Origin of the sequence: Vibrio sp. 1F263 (assembly GCF_041439035.1) — a bacterium.
In the GTDB taxonomy this organism is placed as follows: domain Bacteria; phylum Pseudomonadota; class Gammaproteobacteria; order Enterobacterales; family Vibrionaceae; genus Vibrio; species Vibrio tasmaniensis_A.
Map to the genome: position 1 here is coordinate 55718 of NZ_JBGONI010000010.1, position 21289 is coordinate 77006.

Sequence of the window (21289 nt, forward strand, 5' to 3'; positions counted from 1 at the left end):
ACGGAAATTGGACTTCTGACAGGATAATTACACAGTCAAAGCTAGAAAAAGCGTACGCTCACCCCCATGTATTTGTCATGATATTAAATAAGAGATTCATCGGATGAGCCAAGCTATCTGTCGACTGATTGCTGAAGAACTGAATGTTCGTTCAGAGCAAGTCACCGCCGCAGTAAACCTAATTGACGACGGTAATACCGTTCCCTTTATTGCCCGCTACCGTAAAGAAGTCACGGGTGGCTTAGACGATACCCAACTACGCAACCTTGATAGTCGCCTTTCATACCTTCGCGAACTAGACGATCGTCGCCAAACTATCCTGAAATCGATTCAAGACCAAGGCAAGCTCACGCCAGAACTGGAGCGTGATATCACTCAAGCCGACAGCAAGACGCGCCTTGAAGATTTATACCTGCCATACAAACCAAAGCGTCGTACCAAAGGTCAAATCGCAATCGAAGCAGGCTTAGAGCCACTTGCCGATACACTTTGGAATGAACCACAGCACGATCCTGAAACCGAAGCCGCTAACTTCATCAGCAGCGATAAAGGCATTGCTGATACTAAAGCCGCGCTAGATGGTGCACGTGCAATCGTGATGGAACGTATTGCAGAAGACGCAAACCTACTTGAAAAGATTCGCCAACATCTAACGCGTAACTCAGAACTCGTTTCACGTGTCGTGACAGGAAAAGAGCAAGCAGGCGAGAAATTCAAAGACTATTTCGAACACAACGAAACACTCAACAAAGTGCCTTCTCACCGTGCCCTTGCCATGTTGCGCGGCCGTAATGAAGGCTTCTTAACGTTGGCAATGAATGCTGATCCTGAACAAGAAGAAGGTGTACGCGGTTCATACTGCGAAAACATCATCTCTGATCACTACGGTATTACCCTAAGCAGCGCACCTGCAGATGCATGGCGTAAGCAAGTGATTAGCTGGGCGTGGCGTATCAAGGTTTCTATGCACATGGAAACTGAGCTGATGGGCGCGATGAAAGAACGCGGTGAAATTGAAGCGATTGAAGTGTTCGCAACCAATCTTAAAGACTTGTTGATGGCGGCGCCTGCTGGCCCTCGAGCAACCTTAGGCTTGGATCCGGGTTTACGTACCGGTTCGAAAATCGCTGTTGTGGACTCAACCGGTAAAGTTCTAGCGACAGAAACTATTTACCCTCACCCACCTCAAAAGCAATACGACAAATCTGCACACGTTGTTGAGCAGATGGTTCGCCAATACAATGTTGATTTGATTGCGATTGGTAATGGTACGGCTTCACGCGAAACCGACAGCTTCGTGGCTGATGTGATTGAGCGTGGCAACCTAACAGCGCAGAAAATCATTGTTAGCGAAGCGGGTGCGTCGGTTTATTCTGCTTCTGAGCTAGCGGCAAAAGAATTCCCGAATATGGATGTATCGATTCGTGGTGCGGTATCTATTGCTCGTCGTCTACAAGATCCATTGGCAGAGCTAGTGAAGATTGACCCAAAATCGATCGGTGTGGGCCAATACCAACACGACGTTAGCCAAACTATGCTCGCTAAGCGCCTAGATGCGATTGTCGAAGACTGTGTAAACGCGGTTGGTGTTGATGTGAATACCGCTTCTGCAGCGCTTCTGACTCGTGTCGCTGGTCTTTCTAGCACCATCGCTCAAAACATCGTCGACTTCCGTGATGAGAATGGTCGTTTCGAAGCGCGTACTACCTTGAAAAAAGTCGCTCGTTTAGGGCCAAAAGCCTTTGAACAGTGTGCTGGCTTCCTGCGTATCATGGATGGTAAGAACCCGCTAGATGCATCATCGGTTCACCCAGAAGCTTACCCATTGGTGAAAACCATCGCCGAGAAAAACCACAAAGACATCAAATCTCTGGTAGGTAACACAGACTTCTTACGTGGCTTACATGCGGTTGATTACACTAATGAGAATTTTGGTGTACCGACAGTAACCGACATCATCAAAGAGCTGGATAAACCGGGGCGAGATCCTCGTCCTGAGTTCAAGACGGCAACGTTCGCCGATGGCGTAAATAGCATGTCTGACTTAGAACCCGGTATGATCTTAGAAGGCGTGGTTTCAAACGTGGCTAACTTCGGTGCGTTCGTAGATATTGGTGTTCACCAAGACGGCTTGGTACACATTTCAGCACTGACCGATCGCTTTGTCTCTGACCCACGAGAAGTGGTGAAAGCGGGTGATATCGTGAAAGTGAAGGTGATGGAAGTGGATGTTCAGCGTAAACGTATTGCACTAAGCATGCGCATGAAAGATGAGCCTGGACAAGATAACCGCGCACAACGTTCAAGTGCACCTCGCACACAAAACCGCCCGAACCAAAACTCACAAGGTGGACAACGCCGTCGTGAGGAACCACAACAAAACGCGGCGATGGGTGGTGCATTCGCTGCTGCTTTTGCAAAAGCGAAAAAGTAATCCGTTAACTCGTCTGCAAAACAGATATGCTTAAAACAGAAAACCTGCATCCCTTAGGGTATGCAGGTTTTTTTATTATGTGTTCAAAAAAGACATCGAAGCTTGGTTGTATTCTTCGTGCTTATACTCAAAATAATTGGAGTTGCAGCTAGGCAACAAGTAAGTTCATCCCTATGAGCATAGAGGTTCTATGTGATTAGGGTGAACTTACGCAGTTAACAACGCTGCAGCTTCAAGTATGAAGAGTATAACTATAATACGACTAACATCTCTGACGGAGCATGAGGCGCAACAGCATGACCATAATGATATTTTATGACCTTACGTCGTTTCTCCATCTGTCCCTCCTGAATCGCCGCATCTAAAACATGCTTTGGCAGGCGGAAACGCATGGTATAGCCCTTTCCTTGATCAGCACTGTATGTTCTCAGAGCCAATAAGCTGAACAGCCTGTCAAAAGGATCTTGTGGCTTTTCATGGCTAACCGAATTGGCCTCTGACTCGTTCTCCATTTCATAACCTGGATGGTCTGAAGGATCCCAAGCCGACTGCTGCCTTCGTTTATCGTCTGATTTTACCTTACGCTCTGCATTGGTTCTCGCCAATGCTACTGCGGGAGCAACAGGTTCTCGGACTCTATTATCACGCGCAACTTGCTCTGTTTGCACATTAACGGACGGGGCGATTAGTGGCACACTTACTGCAGTTGCAGGTGACACAATCATCGCGAACTCTCCTCAAGAATCGCCCATCACTGTTGCCATAATGCTGTCGTACTGAGTCAGCACAACAGGCATAGCCCAACTTACCGCAATCAACTCATGAGAGAGTTAGGTCTGAGTATCATGCAATGCCTTGGTGTTATACCAATCGTAGTAAATAACTGCTCATCCTAGCTTGTTAAAATGCTCGATAACGGCGTTAGAACTTTTGATTGTAGAATAACTACTTATCAAAACTACTTGTCAAAAAAAGCAGCCTTGTTCTCAAGCCTTGTTCTCAAGCCTTTTTCCTACGCTATTTTTGAACACTTACTTACTGTGATTGGTATTAGGTTATATATCGACCAATCCGGCAATAAATTTAGTGATTATTTTTGCGCGAAGCTAACTAGTTCACTGCAAAAGGCATCGGCTTCTGTCATAAACGGCGCATGTGAAGACTGCGTGAATATATATTGCTCGGTATGAGGCAGCGCTCTACCCAGATCTTTTGCTACCTTGATTGGCACCAATCCATCCAGTCGCCCGTATAAACGCAGCATAGGCACTGAAATCTCCGGCAGTTGTTCACGCAAGTCAACATCAGACAGCATCTTTAAGCCAGCCAATAATGAGTCAGGATTGGGTAATGGGCGGGACAACACCGCTTGTTTGAGCTGTTTGACATCTTGTCTTGCTGAAGGGCTACCCATAGCTTGCAATGCCATAAAGCGTTCGATGGTGGTTTGGAAGTCTTCAACCAGCTGCTCGGTGAATGCGCTTAATACGTTTGGCTGGATGCCTCGCCATAAAACCGGTTCTTTTGCGGCGGCGAATTTAGGAGAACTGGCGACAGTCACCAATTTGCTTACGTAATCTGAGTGATGGAGAGCCATGTGCGTCGCGACTAAGCCACCGAGTGACCAACCCACCCAAATCGCTTGCTTGGGCGCGTCGACCAATAGTTGCTGAGCAATCTCTTCCAGATCTTGAGCGTGGCAGTGCGCGCTGTGTCCATACCCTGGAAGGTCAACAACATGCACTCGGAAGTCAGCTTCTAAAGCAGTAACCGTTTGCTGCCATACGGCACCATTCATACCCCAACCATGAACCAGAACTAAATCAGGCCCTTGCCCAGAAACATGCCAATACAACGCATCACTCATTCTCACTATTCCCTACTTTTTTCATCGGCGATTATCTGTGCTTTTCAGTATGGTGGGTAAAAGGAACACCATAACCCAAAAGCATCACGAGCTATGTTATCTGATTGGCTACAAAAACACACACCACGTCTGGTCACACCTCAATGCCATCTGTGCAAGCTAGATAAGTCGCACAGTGATGCTCACCCTCGATGGTGTGATTCTTGTCTTAATCTCTTTGAGTCAGTTCCTCGCTGCCAACGATGTGGTTTAAAAACACTGCTCACAGTAGAGCAGTGCGGACAGTGCTTATCTCAACCTCCACCTTGGCATCGTCTCTATTGCGTTGGGGACTACACCTTTCCAACAGCACGTTACATTCAACAAATGAAGTACGCCGATAAGTTTTGGTTTGCACGCGATCTATCAAAGCTATTGGCTTCACGTATCGAGCATCCTGCTCCGCTGATCACCAGCGTACCTCTGCATTGGCGTCGATATATTCATCGAGGCTTTAATCAAAGTCAGCTGCTCGCTAATTACACAGCTCAAGAACTTGGCGTTAAAGATGAGGTGCTGTTCCGTCGAATTCGCTCAACCGCTTCTCAGCAAGGGCTGACTAAATCCGCACGCTTACATAATCTAAAGAGCGCTTTTACGCTTCGAAAACAAGACTTTCAAGGAACTGTCCCTTCTCACGTCGCGATAATTGATGATGTTGTAACCACCGGCAGTACTGTGTATCAATTATGCCAATTACTACTTGAAGTAGGCGTGAAAAGGATTGATATTTACTGCATCTGCCGCACTCCTGAGCCCTCTGGATAAAAGCTGTGAATTGCTACTTGTACAGCAATCCAACAAAAAAGGGCTGAATTACAAATCTGACAGGAGTAGAATGGCGCTAATAACCTACAAATCTACTCAGGTATTCGTCGTGTCAAATATTACTATTACAGAAACAGCTCAAACTCACTTTGCCAATCTGCTGTCACAGCAGCCTGAAGGTACAAACATTCGTGTGTTCGTGGTAAACCCAGGCACACAAAACGCTGAGTGTGGTGTTTCTTACTGCCCAACAGATGCTATCGAAGCGTCTGACACTAAGCTTTCTTTCGACGCTTTCTCTGCTTACGTAGATGAGCTAAGCCTACCATTCCTAGACGAAGCTGAGATTGACTTCGTAACCGACAAAATGGGCTCTCAACTCACGCTAAAAGCGCCAAACGCTAAAATGCGTAAAGTATCAGACGACGCAACTCTGATAGAGCGTGTTGAGTATGCAATCCAAACACAAGTGAACCCACAGCTTGCTGGCCACGGCGGTCACGTTAGCCTAGTAGAGATCACTGAAGAAGGCGCAGCTATCGTTGCATTCGGCGGCGGTTGTAACGGTTGTTCTATGGTTGACGTAACGCTTAAAGAAGGCATCGAGAAAGAACTTCTTCAACAATTCGAAGGTGAATTGACGGCCGTTCGTGATGCAACTGAGCACGATCGCGGTGAGCACTCTTACTACTAATCATTTTACGACTCAGCACTTTACGACTAGGTACTTCATGATTAACTACTTCACGACCAAGTACCTTACAACTAAGTGCTACTGCGACTAAGTACTCATCCAGTCTTAGCCGGTAGAAAGTTAAAGATTCAATCAAAAGGTTGATGCGCAAGCATCAACCTTTTTTTGTGTTTAAAACAGCAGAGCGCTTTCGAACCGTCTATTTCTCGTTCAATGCCCATAATGACGGGCGCGTTACCATTTGGAGTAAGGTATTCAAGTGATCGCAATCGGTTCCTGATCCAATAATTCTAGGATATGAAAACTCGGATCTAGGAACTCAACTCTATTTCCCCTATATTAGAATGACTTTATAAGAAAGAATTCCAATGAGCTAAGGAGCGAGCGCAATGACAAAAAGGACCAAGCCAGAAATGTTGGGTCAACAAACTGTCGCTCAATCAAAACTATTCTCTATCGAGTCTCTCGATTTACGCTTTTCAAACGGTGTAGAGCGTACCTACGAACGCATGAAGCCCAGCGGCCGCAACGCAGTAATGATGGTTCCGATTACTGAACAAGGCGATATTCTGTTGGTGCGTGAATACGCAGCAGGCACAGAGCGCTATGAACTCGGCTTCCCAAAAGGGCTAATTGATCCAGGAGAGCTGCCCAATCAAGCTGCCGTTCGTGAACTAAAAGAAGAGATTGGCTTTGGTGCCAACAAGCTTACTCCCCTAAAAGAAGTGATCCTTGCACCCTCTTACTTCTCTAGCAAAATGACGCTGTTTATCGCAGAAGAACTCTACCCTGAGAAACTAGAAGGTGACGAACCAGAGCCACTCGAAATTGTGCGCTGGCCACTTGCTCAAGCCGAAGAACTGTTAACGCATCTCGACTTCTGTGAGGCTCGCAGTATTACAGCCCTACTATTAGCCCTTCGTGTATTAAACAATAATTAGAACATTCAGGCTCGCTCGAAGAGTAAGAGAATATTTATGCCAATAACAAAAGATTTGTCTCACCTCCTACCCTCTATCATTGAGATTGCTCGCTCTGCAGGCCAACTCATCTTAGAGATTTACGAGAAAAAGGATTACGAAGAGTTCACTAAGAGTGATGACACTCCAGTAACCAGTGCCGATCTTGCAGCACATAAGCTGATATTAAAAAAACTCAGTGAATTGACGCCTGATATTCCCGTATTATCCGAAGAAGACGCCGACATCAGCCTAGAGCAACGCTCTCAATGGGATCGCTACTGGTTGGTTGACCCACTCGATGGCACGCAAGAGTTCATCGCAAGAAGTGGCGACTTTGCAACAATCATCGCCTTAATTGAGCATAACAAGCCGGTAATGGGCGTCGTGTACGCGCCTGTTTCAGGTGTGAGCTATTACGCTTACAGTGGCAAAGGCGCTTGGAAGATCCCAGACCTCAATGACAGTGTAAAAATCAAAACGCATCGTCACGAGCTGCCAAACCAATCGATCGCGATGGCAATCAGCCGTCGCCAAGACATCAATCGCATCACTAACCGTATGAGCTCTGCTTGGAACTATGATTTGGTTCCTTTAGGCTCTGCTGCGCTGAAGGCATGCTTGGTTGCCGAAGGCGCTGTCGATTGTTATCTACGTATTGGACCAACCGGAGAGTGGGATACCGCGGCAACCCAGTGCATTGTTGAAGAAGCCGGAGGCCGAATCCTAAGCACTCAATTAGAGCCACTCTCGTACAATGAAAGAGAGACGCTTGAGAACCCGAACTTCATTGTTCTTGGTGATGCAGATTTGCCGTGGGCAGAGATCTTACAAGGTAAAGATTAGGCGAGTTTGCTCTCTTTAACCGTCAGGTATCCTCTAGATTCTCAGAACAAACAAAACGGGCACCTCAGTGAGGTGCCCGTTTTTTATAGTTCGCGATTTGATCGCCAAATTTACTTCAGATACTAGCTCTGAAGTAAATACCGGGCTAAAAGCGGCCTTGATAAGTAAATTGGTATTTACCTTGGCTATCAGGATTGCCCAACCACTTAAGCTGACTCTGCATTGCTGGCGGGAATTCAGCGCCTGGCTTAAACCATGCTGCCGAGGTGTAGCGTTGGTTAGGTGTTACGCTCGCTGAGAACTCACTGTCTACCTGATCGCTCTTCTGAGTGCCTTTAGCTGCAATTGTGCTGTCTTCACAGGTTATATCCGCAATCACAGGACCAAGGTCTAACGAGCCAACAGGAGAGTCGACTGCTGCACCAGACCAAGCAAGCGTACCTTCGCCCGATTGGCACCAAGGCTGAGCATTAACCGCATGTTTGATCGTCAGTTCAACTTGCCCTGCAATAGACACAGGCACTGGGATAGCTGGCGCATATTTCATCACGTTGCTGGCTGGCATTGATGCCACTAAGTTTTCCGCGTAAGCACCACTCATGCTATATCCGACACGTCCTTTACCTGATAAGTTCATGTCGCTGTTGCGGCCAAAGCGAACCGCAAGTTCTGCTTTGGCTTGGAATAGTTTAGAGAACTGGAAGTCCCACTGCACTGAGCCGTAATTGACACGCTGCCACGCGATATTGTTAGCGCGACCTTGCCAAACGGTGCCCTCAACACCTTCAATGCTTAAACCACGTACAACGGGCGCATGTTTAAGAACAAAAGAAGCCGGCAAGTGCAGCAACAAACTTACCGAGAAAAAAACGATAAAGATGCTGCTAAATAACAAACCATACTTAAAAGATAAACCGCGTTTCACATTAACCTCATTTAAACTGTAGTCGGTTGACGTCAATAACCCCAAGGCTATCAGAGCGATCAATATCCATAAACTCAACCTCAACACCCTGCTTTTCTTTCAGGTATGTCAGCCAATCAACAAATTGATTAAATGGCAAAGGTTTAATCCACACTTGCAGCATCTCGCCACGTGGTTGCACTCGTATCAATTCAATCTTGAAGCGACGCATAGATGCGGGCACGGATTGATTCAGAGGCTGGCTAGCACTAATGCCACCATTGCCTCTTAGTTCAACCACCTCATTGGCTTTATTGGTAACCCAAGCCAGTAGTTGCTTTTCACTTTGAATGCGACTCTGTGCCAGTTCAGTTCGCTGACTGAGGGGCTGTATTAGCCCCCAATAAATGATACCTACTACCAATAAAATTGAGCAACCAACAACTAATCGTTGCTCTCTTTGACTTATTGAAGTCCACCACGCTTGGAGTGGTTCAATTGTATTTCTCATCACTGATCTCCTTGCGCAGTTACTGACGGGGTTTAAGGGTAAAACTGCCAAATACGGCATCGCCATTACGGTTCAATGGCCCTTGTTCAACGGAAAACTTCTCTTCAAGTTTTACTTTAGCCGTCTCAAAATGTTGAAAATCAGCGCTTTTAGCTTGTAATCGAACTTCAGAACGATTGCCATCATAGCGAATGCTTTCGACTTCGATCGATTTCACTTGTCCTAACGTTTCTGGCAGCAATGCTAACCAACCAAGTAAGGAGTCACCATCGCCTGAGCCGCCGTATTTCTTAGCTTCATCATTCATCTGACGCTTAAGGTAGCTTACTGTCGGAATTCGTTGTTTGCCTGGCAGAACGGCTCTAAAGATACGCTCACTCTCCATGCGATAGGCTTGTGCCTGTGCTTCGTATTGCTGCACCTTCAACACTTGTTGAGTCACAATCACGGCCACCAGCAAGCAAGCAGCAATCGCCACCTTCTGCCATACACGCCAATATTTACTGAAAGAAGATTTGGTTTTAAAGGTGCCCGTCAGTAAATTTACGCCGCTTGTGATCGCTTGTTGGCTCAATAAGGACATCACCAATTCCGCAGGCTTTGCTTGCCATTCCATACCGCTTTGCTGCTGTACATCATCGCTCGGCATTGTGGTATAGCTGAAGATAGTCGTAGGTTGCTCTTCGTCGTCAGCTACAACCCAATCACTTTGCAAAAACATCGCTAACCATGCTTCGCTGATTGATACGGCTTGATAGTTACCTTGACGTTGAGAGTGACCTTGGCGCAATAGCCAATGCTGGTCGATTTGCAACGCACTGATGCCTTGTTCTTCAACAGGCACGGATAATGTATCTGGCAGCACCTTACGGAAAATAATATTGGCTTTGCGAAACTGGTCTAAAGCTTGTTTTAACCATTCGCGATCTACACCACACACAGTAGCGTGCGTTGCATCTTTATCTAAAATGGTTAGATGTAAGTCTTCGATATCTTGTGCCACTTCGTCTTCTAACAAAAATGGCAGCATAGAGTCGAACTGGCGAGCAGCACCTTTCGGAATTTCAACACGCTTAATTAAGCACTCATTTCCCGGCAATAAAGCGATACAGCTACGCTTTTCAGCATAAGGCGTTAACTCATCAAGCTGATCCCAGCTAGACAGCTCACCACTTGCTATCACTTCTTGTTGGCTTGTCGACCAAACCAACCACTGCACTGGGCTTTGTGGTTCGCTATTCAGTCGAACGGTCAGAAACTCGCTCACGGATTCCTCCAAAACGACGGCGAACTACCGTCACTGTTTCTCTATTACTACTATAGAAAAGCGTTCGTATACGTACACGAGACTGCTCAACTAATACCTCTGCATCTAGCTCAAAATAGGCGCTATCTACAGTTAAATATGCTTTCGCTTGTTTGCTGATTTCAGCACTCACACCAACAATAGCAGGCTCAGCCATAAACGCATCCACCGAATCCCAGCCATCAAATGGGCGCTTGTCTATCAGCTGTTTGGCGTCCGATTCACTTAGACCGGGTGTAAACATTGCTTCCAGTAAAGATGCCTGCTTTTCCGAGATGGTATTCACGTTTAATCGGAAATCATCAGTGGGCAAAGCGCAAATAAATGGGTGTACCTTTTCCATTGCCTCACCAGAGACCTGATAAACGGCTCGCAGCTCCGATTCATCTGCTATTAAGCCATTCGCCGCCAAATAAGCTGGCTTCATCGCCTCATAAGTGCTGTCTTCTACACCCGTAGAAGAGGTGGCTCGAGTATCAGAGTCCAGAAATTCCCAACTTGAATTTGCGATAACCTCAGCCTGATAAGGCTCCACATCTTGGTTTTCCAGTAAGGTTTGCCAAACCTTCACTAAATAAGGGGGTTGGTTACTTGATGTCGTCGTAATCCCAGCGAGCGCATTAAGATTGAAACAAGCCTGCGCATCAACGATACGCCCTTTAACTTGGCCATAATCCAATGGGTATACCTGCTCTTCTAACGCCCATGGCTGGCTTAAGTTCACCGTATCACTATCCTTATAACTTTGCCTAATACCGTCTTGGACAAGCGCTTCTACACCAATGCTATACCAGTAAGCCTGTTGGTAATTCAGTTGATTGCCAACGCGCTTGAATTGCGTAAACAGACGCTCCGACATACTGCCAGCTATGGTTGCCATGATCGCCAAAAGCATCAGAATAATGATCAGCGCGACACCACGCTGTTTACGCCCCACAGCAGACCTTGTCAGTGCAGGCTTATTAGTTTGATGAATCATTATTCCCCTCATTACTGCCTGAAGAGTCACTGTTTGAAGAATCATCGACCTGATCTAAGGCGCCACTTGGTGTGAGATAAACACGTTCTATCTCACCGTAATCTTTCAGTGTCAGCTTAAGTCTCACCGCTTTAGGCAGTGATTTATCGGTTTGCCACTCTTTGCCCCAGCGGCTTCCGTCATAAAACTCGAACTCCAGGTTCTCAACATCATCAAGCAGAGGAGTAATCACACCTTGTTGGCCGGCAGGTGTATCGGGGTAACGCCACCATACACGCTCAAGCGTTTCCTCTTTTATGCGGTAGCCTACTTTGGTGACTTCTCCGCGAGGGAACTGCTGCTGTGGGTTGTGCCAACCAAGGCGAGTAAACATGATGCCAACACTGTCGGAATCCAGTAAATACTCTTTCATTAGGATCAGCTTAGATGATGCTTCTTCACCATTGGTACGAAATTGTCGTACCGCCATCTGGCGAAAATCATTATCTAAAATGACTAAACTGCGTTGCAGTTGATTTAAACGAGCACTGCGCTCAATAGAGAGTTCGTTGCTTCGTTGGACCTGATTTACCACCTGATAAGCCGCCATGCTTAACGTGGAAAAGATGGCAATCGAAACCAAAACTTCGATTAAAGTAAAGCCTCTCCCTTTTGAAGATATACCTTGTTTACGCGGCGTATGCTTATTTGCCGACATGCTTTTACTTAGCGATTTGCTCTTCGCTAACGACACGATTTTACTTAACCACACGCTTTTAATTGACCACATAGCTGCGCACCGTGACCACTGGAGAAGCTTTCTTACTTGTTGCCGCACTCACATCAAACGCCTTTAATAAATTATCGCTGGTATCGATGGGAGTCACCTTCCAGAACCACTCTCTTCCTGCTAACTCTTGCGTGCCCTGCGCTTTTTTAAGCTTCTCAGGATGCAGCATGACTAAGGCCATCTGGTTATCAACAACCATCGCCGCGAAGGTTTTTTCTTCTAGATAACTTAGCGTATTGATGTGCTGGGTGACAGCACGAATCACACTGATCGCCGCCGTAGCGAAGATAGCCAGCGCAACTAATACTTCAAGCAGTGTCATTCCTCGAGAACTAAGAGTCATTCCTCGAGAACCAAGAGGCATACCACGAGAACGATAAGGAGAACGGTTATTCCTCTTCATCTTCTTCTCCCGGCTCTAGCAGTCGAATCACACCATTATCCAACACTCGAATACGCCAACCATCTTGTATGGTGTCTCCGGTATTTGGATAAAACGATAATACAAATGGCGTCATTTCAGCACTCGACAAAATGTATATCTGAGGTGGCTTGGGCTTTTTTTCCTCTTCAAGATCCGCAAACATATCTTCATCAAACAAGCTTCCGGGATTGAACAAACGATCATCGTCTTCCCATGCGCCACCACCTAAAGTCAGTGACAACGCGAGTTCTTCCGGTAATTCAGTTGAAGAGGGGATTTTTTCAAATTCGACTTCTTGCCAACCTTCTGACTTAAGCGCCATCAGAACGTAAGTCGATTTCTTTTCATCGACACGAACGCCAAAATCCAAGCCACTCAAAATAGCCTCTTCATTGAGTAATTGAACTCGTTGATAGAAGCTTTGAGCGTATTTTTTAGCGACATCTTTGCTATTGGTCGGAATGGTCGCGATCACCGCGACCGCCGTTACTGACAGTAATACCAACACCAAAAGAATCTCAATCAAGGTGAAACCTGGCTGTGTTTGCTTAGTTTTCACCTTGTAGACTCCATCTGTTTACGTCCTACCATCAATAACGTATCAAGCTCAATAACCTATAAAACAATAAGCCGAAGCTTATTGGAAATCTTGCATGTTCCAGTTACCGATATCCGCAGCGATACCTTCACCACCTTCTTGGCCATCAGCACCAAGCGTAAAGATATCGATAGTACCGTTATCACCTGGGCTTAGGTATTGGTACTCATTGCCCCATGGGTCGTTAGGCAGACGCTTAATGTAGCCACCGTCACGGTAGTTACGAGGCTCTGGACTGCTTGGCTTAGAAACCAATCCATCAAGGCCTTGATCCGTTGTTGGGTAAACACTATTATCCAGTTTGTACATATCTAGCGCGTTCTCTAGCGCCACGATATCCGTGATGGCTTTCTGTTGATCCGCCTTCTCTTTGTTACCCAAAAGGTTAGGAACAACAAAGCTAGCTAAAACACCAAGAATAACCACAACAACCATCACTTCCAATAGAGTAAAGCCTGACTGTTTTTTCATTTTATTTTTCATTATTTTCTCCAAATTACAGATAGCGAGTTGAAGGTAATAATGCCCTTCTTCTCGATAATCCAAAAACTAACGCCTGATGAGCAGTACGTTATCCACTCATTAAATTGTTCATTTCAAGCATCGGCATCAGCGTCGCCATCACGATAAACAGCACCAAACCGGCCATCAACGCGATAAGCGCTGGGGTGAAAATGCCTAACGCGATATTGACCGTCGACTCAAAGCTTTGATCTTGGTTGTCTGCCGCTCTTGTCAGCATCTGTTCCAACTGACCACTCTGCTCACCACTGGCGATCATATGCAGCATCATCGGTGGAAAGAGTTTGGTTTGATCCAACGCTTTACGTAAGCTTGCGCCTTCTCTAACACTGTCTGAAGCCTGTAATACTTGCTGTTTCACATGTTGATTCGACATCACATCAACCGCGACCTTCATCCCTTCAAGGATTGGAATCGCACTCGAGGTACAAATTGAGAGTGTTCGTGCAAAACGAGAGGTATTGATCCCTTTCGCAATCTTGCCGATCAGCGGAATACTCAATAGTTTGCGATCCCAGCTCATGCGAACACCCGGCTTTTTGAGCGCGCTCTTAATCAACACAATCACACCAATGATCAACAACAGTAATTGGATGCCCCAATTCTGGATAAATTCACTCGAGGCTAATAAAAATTGTGTCGACTGAGGAAGCTCTTGGCCCATTTGGATAATAGGCTCGACGATCTTAGGTACCACGGTTGCCAACAGGAACGAAACAATCGTCACCGCAAACACCACCAGCACCACAGGGTAGATCATCGCTTGTAGCAGCTTAGAGCGCATCTTCTGACGATTTTCTGCATAATCGGCCAGTCGCTCCAATACCGCATCTAAGTGACCAGACTTCTCACCCGCCGCAACCATGGCCCTAAACAGCTCATCGAAGATGTGTGGATAATCAGACAAGCTATCCGCTAGCGAATAACCTTCTGTCACTTTAGATCGGACTGCCAGTAACATAGTTCGAATACGTGGCTTTTCAGACTGCTCAGCGACCGCTTTCAAGCACTCTTCTAGCGGCATGCCTGATTGAACGAGCGTGGATATTTGACGAGTAATCAACGCAAGATCTGGCGTACTGATACCACGCTTAAAGTTGGTCGAAGGCTGAGTACCTTTCGCATTTTTCGCCTTAGCTTCGGTCATCTCAACCGGCATTAAACCTTGTTCTTTTAAACGTTGGCGAGCCTGACGAGCATTATCCGCTTCAATCGAACCCTTTTTGCTCTTACCTTTGGCATCCAGCGCTTTGTATTCAAATGCCGCCATACTAGACTTCCTTAGTCACTCGCATCACTTCTTCTAAGGACGTTACCCCTTTCAGAACTTTGCTCAAGCCATCATCTCGAATACTTGGGGTTGTGCCACGAATCGCTTTCTCAATTGCCTGTTCTCCAGCTTCACTGTGAATCAGCTCTTGTACCGAATCGTCAATCATCAGTAGCTCATGAATACCGGTACGACCTCGATAACCTTTATGGCCACACTCTTCACAACCTTTTGCATGGTAAAGTGTGAGGCTCTCTTTCTTCTTCATACCAAACAGCTTTTTCTGTTCTTTATCTGCTTCGTAAGGTTCTTTACAGTCGTTACACAGAGTACGAACCAAGCGCTGAGCCAAAACACCCAGCAGAGAAGAAGAGATCAAGAAAGGTTCAATGCCCATATCACGCAGACGCGTGATCGCACCGATTGCCGTATTGGTGTGAAGAGTCGACATGACTAAGTGACCCGTCAAAGAGGCTTGAACAGCGATCTCAGCAGTCTCTAAATCACGGATCTCACCAATCATTACCACATCGGGATCTTGACGAAGAATCGCACGTAAGCCGCGCGCAAAGGTCATATCAACCTTAGGGTTTACCTGTGTTTGACCAATACCATCAATATCAAATTCGATTGGGTCTTCAACGGTAAGGATGTTGCGTTCGTTACTGTTGAGTTCTTGCAGGCCAGCGTACAAGGTCGTTGATTTACCCGACCCCGTAGGACCAGTAACCAAGATAATACCGTGTGGACGCTGAATAAGTTTACGAAAGTTCTCGTGGTTCTCTGCCGTCATACCCAAACTGTGTAGATCTAGGCGAGTGGCGTTTTTGTCCAACAGACGCATTACTACACGTTCACCGTGTGAAGAAGGCATGGTAGACACACGCACATCAACCGCTCGGCCACCGATACGTAGAGAAATACGACCGTCTTGTGGCACGCGTTTTTCCGCAATATCCAGCTTAGCCATAACCTTGACACGCGAAACCAACAGCGGAGCCAATTTACGGCTTGGTGCTAACACATCACGCAGCACACCATCAATACGGAAACGGATCGACAGTGACTTTTCGAAGGTTTCGATATGAATATCCGAAGCGCCTTCTTTAATCGCCTCACCCAACATCGCATTAATTAACTTGATGATCGGTGCGTCGTCTTCTGATTCAAGCAAGTCTTCGTCTTGTGGAAGTTCTTCCGCCAGAGAGAAAAAGTCGTCATTGTCGGCACCAATGTCTTCCATCAGCTGACGAGCTTCCGACGAGTCACGCTGATACGCGTCCGTCAGTTTTTTATCAAATTCGTCTGCGCTGATCGCTTGTGGCGTGAAGCCATTTTTCACAACACGACTCACTTCTATGATCGCCGCCGATTTCAGAGGTTCAACATAATAAAGTACTGGCGCGCGCTCCGGGTGCTGATATTCCAACACCATCTTGTAGCGATTCGCAAAGCTAAACGGCAAGCGCTGATAAGTACGTGCCGCCCCTACCAATTCAGCCATTATTCTGCTTCCATTTGATCGATGAAGGCTTGGATTTCAGCAGGATGATTCATGCTATCGCCAAACTTAGGAAGTACTGGAATATTATCGTTATCCATCAGTTTCAAGCCTTGCTCTGCCTTGTACAGCTGCTCAGCACGAATAAAGTTGTATTTGCGTTGTGTGATACCATCTGCAGTCATGCCATCACGAATAATGGTTGGCTTGATGAATACCATTAGGTTCTTTTTCTCAACCTGAGTACTGGTTGATTTGAACAGGTGTCCAAGAACAGGAATATCACCTAAGAATGGGACCTTAGACTCACTCTCCAGTGCGCGCTCGTCAATCAAGCCACCCAACACCAGCATTTGACCATCTTGAACAATCACTGACGTATTTAGCTGACGCTTAGCAAAACGAACATCTACTGCCCCGTTTGCCCCTAATACGTTCGATACTTCTTGTTCTATTTGCAGTTGAACCGAGTCACCTTCATTGATTTGCGGCACGACTTTTAGCTTAATACCCACTTCTTTACGTTCAACCGTTTGGAATGGATTATCGTTGCTTGAACCTGCTGTAGAACCGGTTAGAACGGGCACCTCTTCACCAACGATAAACGACGCTTCGCCGTTATCCATCACCGTGATACTTGGAGAAGACAGAATGTTTGAGTTTGAGTCGGTCGCGACCGCACTGATTAAGGCAGTCCAGTCACCCATAACGACACTCATTGCAGCGCCATTAACACCAGAAAGTGCAGAAGCCAAAGTTGAATAGTCACCCTTTTCAGTCGTGGTTTCATTACGTAGGAAGTTGTTATCCTTATCGTAAACCGCTTTAGTGGTTGTCGAGTCTTTTGCTTCCTCTAGTCCCACCATCACACCGCCAATCGATGCACCGGTATTGCTGTACTGAATCATGGCACCCGTTTCTAGGTTGCCCCACTGCACACCCAGGTTAACGCCGTCACCTTCAGCCATTTCAACAATTAAGGCTTCAATCAAAACTTGGGCACGACGGATATCGAGTTGAGCGATCACGTCTTGCAGCGCGTTCATGATGTCTGGCTGTGCGGTAATCACCAACGAGTTAGTATCGCTGTGAGCCGAAATCATCACTTGGTTGCGCTGCGATGAACTGCCTTTGGTTGATGTTTGTTTCTCTGATTGCAGGTTGTCAGACACGCCTTTCAGCACATCTACTAAGTCTTCCGCTTTTGCGTATTTAAGGTAGATAACTTGGTTGTTACCCTTAGTCGCCATTTCAACATCAAGCTGTTCAATCAACTTTCTTAAACGACTGCGTACTTTAGGGTCGCCTGAGATAAGAATTGCATTGGTACGCTCATCGGCAACTAATTTAGGCTGCAGGAAGGCAGGGGTGTTTTTAGCATCTGTGGTTTTACTTAGTGCATCGACTATACGCACCATCTCCGCGGCGGAAGCATTCTTTAGTTCAACGACCTCAATCTCTTTATCACCCGCTTGGTCTACACGCTTGATGATCTCTGCTAAACGGTTTACAACCGCCGCACGGCCGGTAATCAAGATGATATTTGCAGGATCGTAGTGCACCACGTTGCCCGCGCCCGCGTTGTCATTCAGTTGACGAAGCAGAGGAGATAGCTCACGAACCGAGACATTACGAACCGTCACAACACGTGTCACAACGCTGTCGCCTGTGATCGAATCACGGTCGCCAACAACTGGGATTGCCGAGGTTTTAGAATCTTTCGCTTTGATGATCTTAAGAACACCCGAGTCCATTTCAACGACTGCATAGCCGTACACTTCTAATACGTTTAAGAAGAAGCTGTAATATTGCTCTTCATTGAGTACGTCGTAGCTGCGTACATCGATTTTTCCGCGCACCGAAGGGTCGACGATGATCGTCTTCTCTAGATTACGACCAACAATATTAATAAACTCTTGAATATCAGTGCCTTTAAAGCTGGCACTAAAATCACTCGCGATGGCGGCGGGTGTGCAGATCAAGCTTCCTGCCAATAACCATGCACTTTTCTTAAACCAATGCTTCACGTACTTCTCCTACACTTTCGTCCTTCGTTAGACGCAAAGTTTTAAAATTCAATAAACACTTCATGTTGTTGACCATCTCTCTCGACGACGAGATTTAGCTCTGTCAGCTCTGAGATAGAACGGAATATGTTGCCCATAGCGGCGGGGTCAGTCAGGTCTTGACCATTTAACTGAGTAGCAATATCTCCGTTTTGGAGCCCTACTGAGTTAAAAAGTTCTGAATCTTTGCCAGGGCTCACACGATAACCAATAACGCTATCGTCGCGCTTCACCTGAGACAGTCGAACATATTGGAAGATTTGTTGCGGATCTTTCATTATCTTCGCTTTAATTTCATCTAGCTTTTGCTCTGCTGAAGCAGGGTTATTACCACGAACCGAAGAAGAAGCGCGAGGTGGCGCAGGGGCTGAGACAGCTAAACGCTTGTACTCAATACCTTCAAGCATCAAGGTTTCGTCTCGACCTGAGTTATCAATAATCACACGATCGACTAATACGGCTTTAAGCTTAGCTCTAGTGCCTTCTATCTCTTCATTAATTCCGTAGGTCGCCTGCGTACCGCGATTAGCGATCACCGCCAAGCTCCGTTTTGGATTAGAACTGGCAACAGCACCGACCAAAACTAGATTTAATCGTGTCTTTGGCGCATCTTGGATAACTTGCTGTTCAACCACAACTGGCGTGGTTGGGTTATAGGCACCAAAAAGGTTGCTCCGCTGCAAAGAAGAGATATCAAGGGTCGATTGAGGAGTAGAAGACGATGAAGCTGTTGCTTTCCAAGGCACGACGGTTTGCTCAGCAGGTTCAATAAACCATGCAAGCTGTCCTAAAATCCATGCGGAAGCTGCAATCAACATACAACACATCGCTAGGCTTAGTTTCTGCTGAAGTACAAATCCATTTTCTAATAAGCGGCTCAACACAGGAGAATTTCCTGCGCGATTCTTGAGCTCTAAAAAGTTCACTTTCCTTGCCCCTTTTCATGACGACAAATGCTGCAAATCATTAAACTTTCAGCTTTTTTATTCATTCGTTCGATACCAAGCTTATTTAAGCATAAGATCCTGAACTATATCATAGCAAATCTATAAAGCGGCATTACATGGCTATTTTGTATTATGACTTGAAAAAAATGCCAACCGCCTCCACTTTAAGCTTCTACTTAATGTAATTAAAAGCATGTTGCGCACTGTTCATTACAGTTAAACCGCATTCATTTCTCACTTAATAAGGCACAGCCCTATATGAAAACTACTAATGAAGCTGTCAGACTCGATAAATGGTTGTGGGCAGCTCGTTTTTACAAAACCCGGTCTATTGCTCGCAATATGGTCGATGGTGGCAAAGTCCACTATAATGGTCAGCGCAGCAAGCCAAGTAAAATTGTCGAACTTGGAGCAGTGATTACCCTGCGCCAAGGTAATGAAGAAAAGACGGTGACAATCGAGAAAATCTCGGCCCATCGTGGTGGAGCTCCTATAGCTCAGACACTCTATGAAGAAACCACCGAGAGCTTGGCAAAGAGAGAAGAGTTTGCAACACAACGTAAACTGAACGCTCATAGCCCAGCACCAGAACGTCGCCCAGATAAAAAGCAACGTCGTGACATAATCAAGTTCAAGACTCAATAAGCTAGAAGGAATAGCCAAATGGCCAACCCAATGTCTACAAGTAATGTTTTAAATCGCTACCTATTTGAAGACCTATCAGTTCGTGGTGAATTGGTACAGATGGACGAAGCGTACCAACAGATTATTTCTAGCAAGGAATACCCAGCGCCAGTACAAAAGCTGTTGGGTGAGCTACTGGTTTCAACGACGCTACTAACAGCGACTCTAAAGTTTGAAGGCTCTATCACGATGCAACTGCAAGGTGATGGCCCTGTATCTCTAGCTGTTATCAATGGCGATAACGATCAGAAGATCCGTGGCGTTGCTCGCTTTGATGGTGACATTGCCGACGACGCTGGCCTGCACGATCTAATAGGTAAAGGTCACCTAGTGATCACTATCGATCCTAAGAAAGGTGAGCGTTACCAAGGTATCGTTGGTCTTGAAGGTGACACTTTAGCTGAAGTCCTTGAAGGTTACTTCGCAAACTCTGAACAGCTAAAGACACGTCTATGGTTGCGCACTGGTGAGCATGAAGGTAAAGCACACGCTGCTGGTATGTTGCTACAAGTGATGCCAGACGGCACTGGTACGCCAGACGACTTCGAGCACCTAGAGCAGCTAACTGACACAGTTAAAAATGAAGAGCTATTCACTCTAGAAGCAAACGAACTGCTTTACCGTTTGTACAACCAAGAGAAAGTACAACTGTTCACACCACAACCGGTTGAATTCTTCTGTGGTTGTTCACGTGACCGAAGCGGTGCCGCTATCATTACTGTCGCTCAAGAAGAGATCTACGACATTCTTAGCACGGAAGGTAGCGTTGCTCTACACTGCGATTACTGTGGCACAAACTACTCGTTCGACAAGAATGATGTTGACGCTCTGTATGCAGAAGCAGCAGATAAAGGCAGCAATACGGTTCATTAATTTACGGCGTACCAAAAACACGTAATTTACCCCAAAAAGGTCAGCGCAACGCTGGCCTTTTTTGTGATCAAAATATCGCAAACTCCGTAACATCTCGTAATAAAATCACCTCTTAATTTTAATCAATTAATAATGTTCTCTCCTCTAGCGCAAAGGTTTGCGTACAGGATAGACTAGTCAGGCCAATATGTGATGAGGCGCTTAAAACCCCATGGTTAATATGGATATTTTTTGAGCTATATCCCTGTTTCCCCCGAGCCTCGTTGCTAGCATGGTGAGCAGATAACAATAAAAAATTAATACAAAATCCCTACAAAATATCCTACAA

At 46.1% G+C, this 21289-nt stretch carries 21 protein-coding genes; 7 read left to right on the plus strand and 14 right to left on the minus strand.

The features are described from left to right. Positions 1–103: 103 nt before the first annotated feature. Positions 104–2434, plus strand: coding sequence for a Tex family protein (locus ACED25_RS09300; protein WP_371695145.1), 2331 nt, complete (start codon positions 104–106; stop codon positions 2432–2434). Positions 2435–2685: 251 nt separating this feature from the next. Here the strand turns inward: ACED25_RS09300 and ACED25_RS09305 are convergent, their stop codons facing one another. Both ACED25_RS09305 and bioH read right to left on the minus strand, forming a co-directional pair. After that, complete coding sequence (locus ACED25_RS09305; protein ID WP_009848010.1) at positions 2686–3159, minus strand: hypothetical protein; 474 nt, start codon at positions 3157–3159, stop codon at positions 2686–2688. Between the two features lie 365 nt (positions 3160–3524). Further along, the gene (gene bioH, locus ACED25_RS09310; RefSeq protein WP_371695146.1) at positions 3525–4301 is read right to left on the minus strand and encodes a pimeloyl-ACP methyl ester esterase BioH; all 777 of its coding nucleotides are present in this window, start codon (positions 4299–4301) and stop codon (positions 3525–3527) included. Positions 4302–4394: 93 nt separating this feature from the next. Between bioH and ACED25_RS09315 the strand changes: the two genes are divergently transcribed. The 4 genes from ACED25_RS09315 to cysQ all read left to right on the plus strand — a co-directional run bounded on the left by ACED25_RS09315 (position 4395) and on the right by cysQ (position 7607). Next, complete coding sequence (locus ACED25_RS09315) at positions 4395–5108, plus strand: ComF family protein (protein ID WP_004735613.1); 714 nt, start codon at positions 4395–4397, stop codon at positions 5106–5108. Between the two features lie 109 nt (positions 5109–5217). Beyond that, the gene (gene nfuA, locus ACED25_RS09320; protein ID WP_004735612.1) at positions 5218–5802 is read left to right on the plus strand and encodes a Fe-S biogenesis protein NfuA; all 585 of its coding nucleotides are present in this window, start codon (positions 5218–5220) and stop codon (positions 5800–5802) included. Positions 5803–6191: 389 nt separating this feature from the next. Then, on the plus strand, positions 6192–6743 hold the full coding sequence (nudE, locus tag ACED25_RS09325) for an ADP compounds hydrolase NudE (RefSeq protein WP_371695147.1): 552 nt from the start codon (positions 6192–6194) through the stop codon (positions 6741–6743). A 36-nt stretch (positions 6744–6779) separates the two neighbouring features. After that, positions 6780–7607 carry a 3'(2'),5'-bisphosphate nucleotidase CysQ gene (gene cysQ, locus ACED25_RS09330; protein ID WP_004735610.1) on the plus strand — a complete coding sequence of 276 codons (828 nt, stop codon included), beginning with the start codon at positions 6780–6782 and terminating at the stop codon, positions 7605–7607. Positions 7608–7752: 145 nt separating this feature from the next. Here the strand turns inward: cysQ and ACED25_RS09335 are convergent, their stop codons facing one another. From ACED25_RS09335 to gspC, 12 genes are all read right to left on the minus strand, one after another. Beyond that, positions 7753–8532 (minus strand): type II secretion system protein N, encoded by a 780-nt coding sequence (locus ACED25_RS09335; RefSeq protein ID WP_371695148.1) that lies wholly within the window; start codon positions 8530–8532, stop codon positions 7753–7755. Between the two features lie 7 nt (positions 8533–8539). Beyond that, positions 8540–9022 (minus strand): type II secretion system protein M, encoded by a 483-nt coding sequence (locus ACED25_RS09340; RefSeq protein ID WP_371695149.1) that lies wholly within the window; start codon positions 9020–9022, stop codon positions 8540–8542. A 19-nt stretch (positions 9023–9041) separates the two neighbouring features. Continuing rightward, positions 9042–10289: a type II secretion system protein GspL gene (gene gspL / locus ACED25_RS09345; protein WP_371695150.1), complete on the minus strand. Its 1248-nt coding sequence runs from the start codon at positions 10287–10289 to the stop codon at positions 9042–9044. Further along, on the minus strand, positions 10258–11307 hold the full coding sequence (gene gspK / locus ACED25_RS09350; RefSeq protein ID WP_371695151.1) for a type II secretion system minor pseudopilin GspK: 1050 nt from the start codon (positions 11305–11307) through the stop codon (positions 10258–10260). The genes gspL and gspK overlap by 32 nt, the downstream gene beginning before the upstream one ends. Continuing rightward, positions 11291–12076 (minus strand): type II secretion system minor pseudopilin GspJ, encoded by a 786-nt coding sequence (gene gspJ / locus ACED25_RS09355; protein ID WP_371695152.1) that lies wholly within the window; start codon positions 12074–12076, stop codon positions 11291–11293. Before gspJ ends, gspK begins: the two co-directional genes overlap by 17 nt. Further along, the gene (gene gspI, locus ACED25_RS09360) at positions 12063–12479 is read right to left on the minus strand and encodes a type II secretion system minor pseudopilin GspI (RefSeq protein WP_065679095.1); all 417 of its coding nucleotides are present in this window, start codon (positions 12477–12479) and stop codon (positions 12063–12065) included. The genes gspJ and gspI overlap by 14 nt, the downstream gene beginning before the upstream one ends. Further along, a complete protein-coding gene (gene gspH / locus ACED25_RS09365) occupies positions 12466–13059 on the minus strand; it encodes a type II secretion system minor pseudopilin GspH (protein ID WP_009848022.1) in 594 nt (197 codons plus the stop codon). Before gspH ends, gspI begins: the two co-directional genes overlap by 14 nt. Positions 13060–13137: 78 nt before the next feature. Then, complete coding sequence (gspG, locus tag ACED25_RS09370; RefSeq protein ID WP_009848023.1) at positions 13138–13581, minus strand: type II secretion system major pseudopilin GspG; 444 nt, start codon at positions 13579–13581, stop codon at positions 13138–13140. Positions 13582–13669: 88 nt separating this feature from the next. Beyond that, complete coding sequence (gene gspF / locus ACED25_RS09375; protein ID WP_371695153.1) at positions 13670–14890, minus strand: type II secretion system inner membrane protein GspF; 1221 nt, start codon at positions 14888–14890, stop codon at positions 13670–13672. Position 14891: 1 nt separating this feature from the next. After that, complete coding sequence (gspE, locus tag ACED25_RS09380) at positions 14892–16394, minus strand: type II secretion system ATPase GspE (protein WP_009848025.1); 1503 nt, start codon at positions 16392–16394, stop codon at positions 14892–14894. After that, complete coding sequence (gene gspD / locus ACED25_RS09385) at positions 16394–18418, minus strand: type II secretion system secretin GspD (RefSeq protein WP_009848026.1); 2025 nt, start codon at positions 18416–18418, stop codon at positions 16394–16396. The genes gspE and gspD overlap by 1 nt, the downstream gene beginning before the upstream one ends. 41 nt (positions 18419–18459) lie before the next feature. Beyond that, complete coding sequence (gene gspC / locus ACED25_RS09390; RefSeq protein WP_017099260.1) at positions 18460–19383, minus strand: type II secretion system protein GspC; 924 nt, start codon at positions 19381–19383, stop codon at positions 18460–18462. Between the two features lie 279 nt (positions 19384–19662). On the opposite strand from gspC, the gene hslR reads away from it, so the two are divergent. Together hslR and hslO are read left to right on the plus strand one after the other, a co-directional pair. Beyond that, the gene (gene hslR, locus ACED25_RS09395; RefSeq protein WP_012603005.1) at positions 19663–20049 is read left to right on the plus strand and encodes a ribosome-associated heat shock protein Hsp15; all 387 of its coding nucleotides are present in this window, start codon (positions 19663–19665) and stop codon (positions 20047–20049) included. Between the two features lie 18 nt (positions 20050–20067). Next, positions 20068–20961, plus strand: a complete 894-nt coding sequence (gene hslO, locus ACED25_RS09400) for an Hsp33 family molecular chaperone HslO (protein WP_009848029.1) — start codon at positions 20068–20070, stop codon at positions 20959–20961. Positions 20962–21289: the final 328 nt, after the last annotated feature.

Bases quoted from the DNA above. Each gene is read 5' to 3' on its own strand.
- bioH (WP_371695146.1), bottom strand. From the start codon at position 4,301: ATGAGTGATGCGTTGTATTGGCATGTTTCTGGGCAAGGGCCTGATTTA.
- gspG (WP_009848023.1), bottom strand. From the start codon at position 13,581: ATGAAAAATAAAATGAAAAAACAGTCAGGCTTTACTCTATTGGAAGTG.
- gspK (WP_371695151.1), bottom strand. From the start codon at position 11,307: ATGATTCATCAAACTAATAAGCCTGCACTGACAAGGTCTGCTGTGGGG.
- hslO (WP_009848029.1), top strand. From the start codon at position 20,068: ATGGCCAACCCAATGTCTACAAGTAATGTTTTAAATCGCTACCTATTT.
- ACED25_RS09340 (WP_371695149.1), bottom strand. From the start codon at position 9,022: ATGAGAAATACAATTGAACCACTCCAAGCGTGGTGGACTTCAATAAGT.
- ACED25_RS09305 (WP_009848010.1), bottom strand. From the start codon at position 3,159: ATGATTGTGTCACCTGCAACTGCAGTAAGTGTGCCACTAATCGCCCCG.
- gspJ (WP_371695152.1), bottom strand. From the start codon at position 12,076: ATGTGGTCAATTAAAAGCGTGTGGTTAAGTAAAATCGTGTCGTTAGCG.
- ACED25_RS09315 (WP_004735613.1), top strand. From the start codon at position 4,395: ATGTTATCTGATTGGCTACAAAAACACACACCACGTCTGGTCACACCT.
- cysQ (WP_004735610.1), top strand. From the start codon at position 6,780: ATGCCAATAACAAAAGATTTGTCTCACCTCCTACCCTCTATCATTGAG.
- gspI (WP_065679095.1), bottom strand. From the start codon at position 12,479: ATGAAGAGGAATAACCGTTCTCCTTATCGTTCTCGTGGTATGCCTCTT.
- gspF (WP_371695153.1), bottom strand. From the start codon at position 14,890: ATGGCGGCATTTGAATACAAAGCGCTGGATGCCAAAGGTAAGAGCAAA.
- nudE (WP_371695147.1), top strand. From the start codon at position 6,192: ATGACAAAAAGGACCAAGCCAGAAATGTTGGGTCAACAAACTGTCGCT.
- ACED25_RS09300 (WP_371695145.1), top strand. From the start codon at position 104: ATGAGCCAAGCTATCTGTCGACTGATTGCTGAAGAACTGAATGTTCGT.
- gspE (WP_009848025.1), bottom strand. From the start codon at position 16,394: ATGGCTGAATTGGTAGGGGCGGCACGTACTTATCAGCGCTTGCCGTTT.
- hslR (WP_012603005.1), top strand. From the start codon at position 19,663: ATGAAAACTACTAATGAAGCTGTCAGACTCGATAAATGGTTGTGGGCA.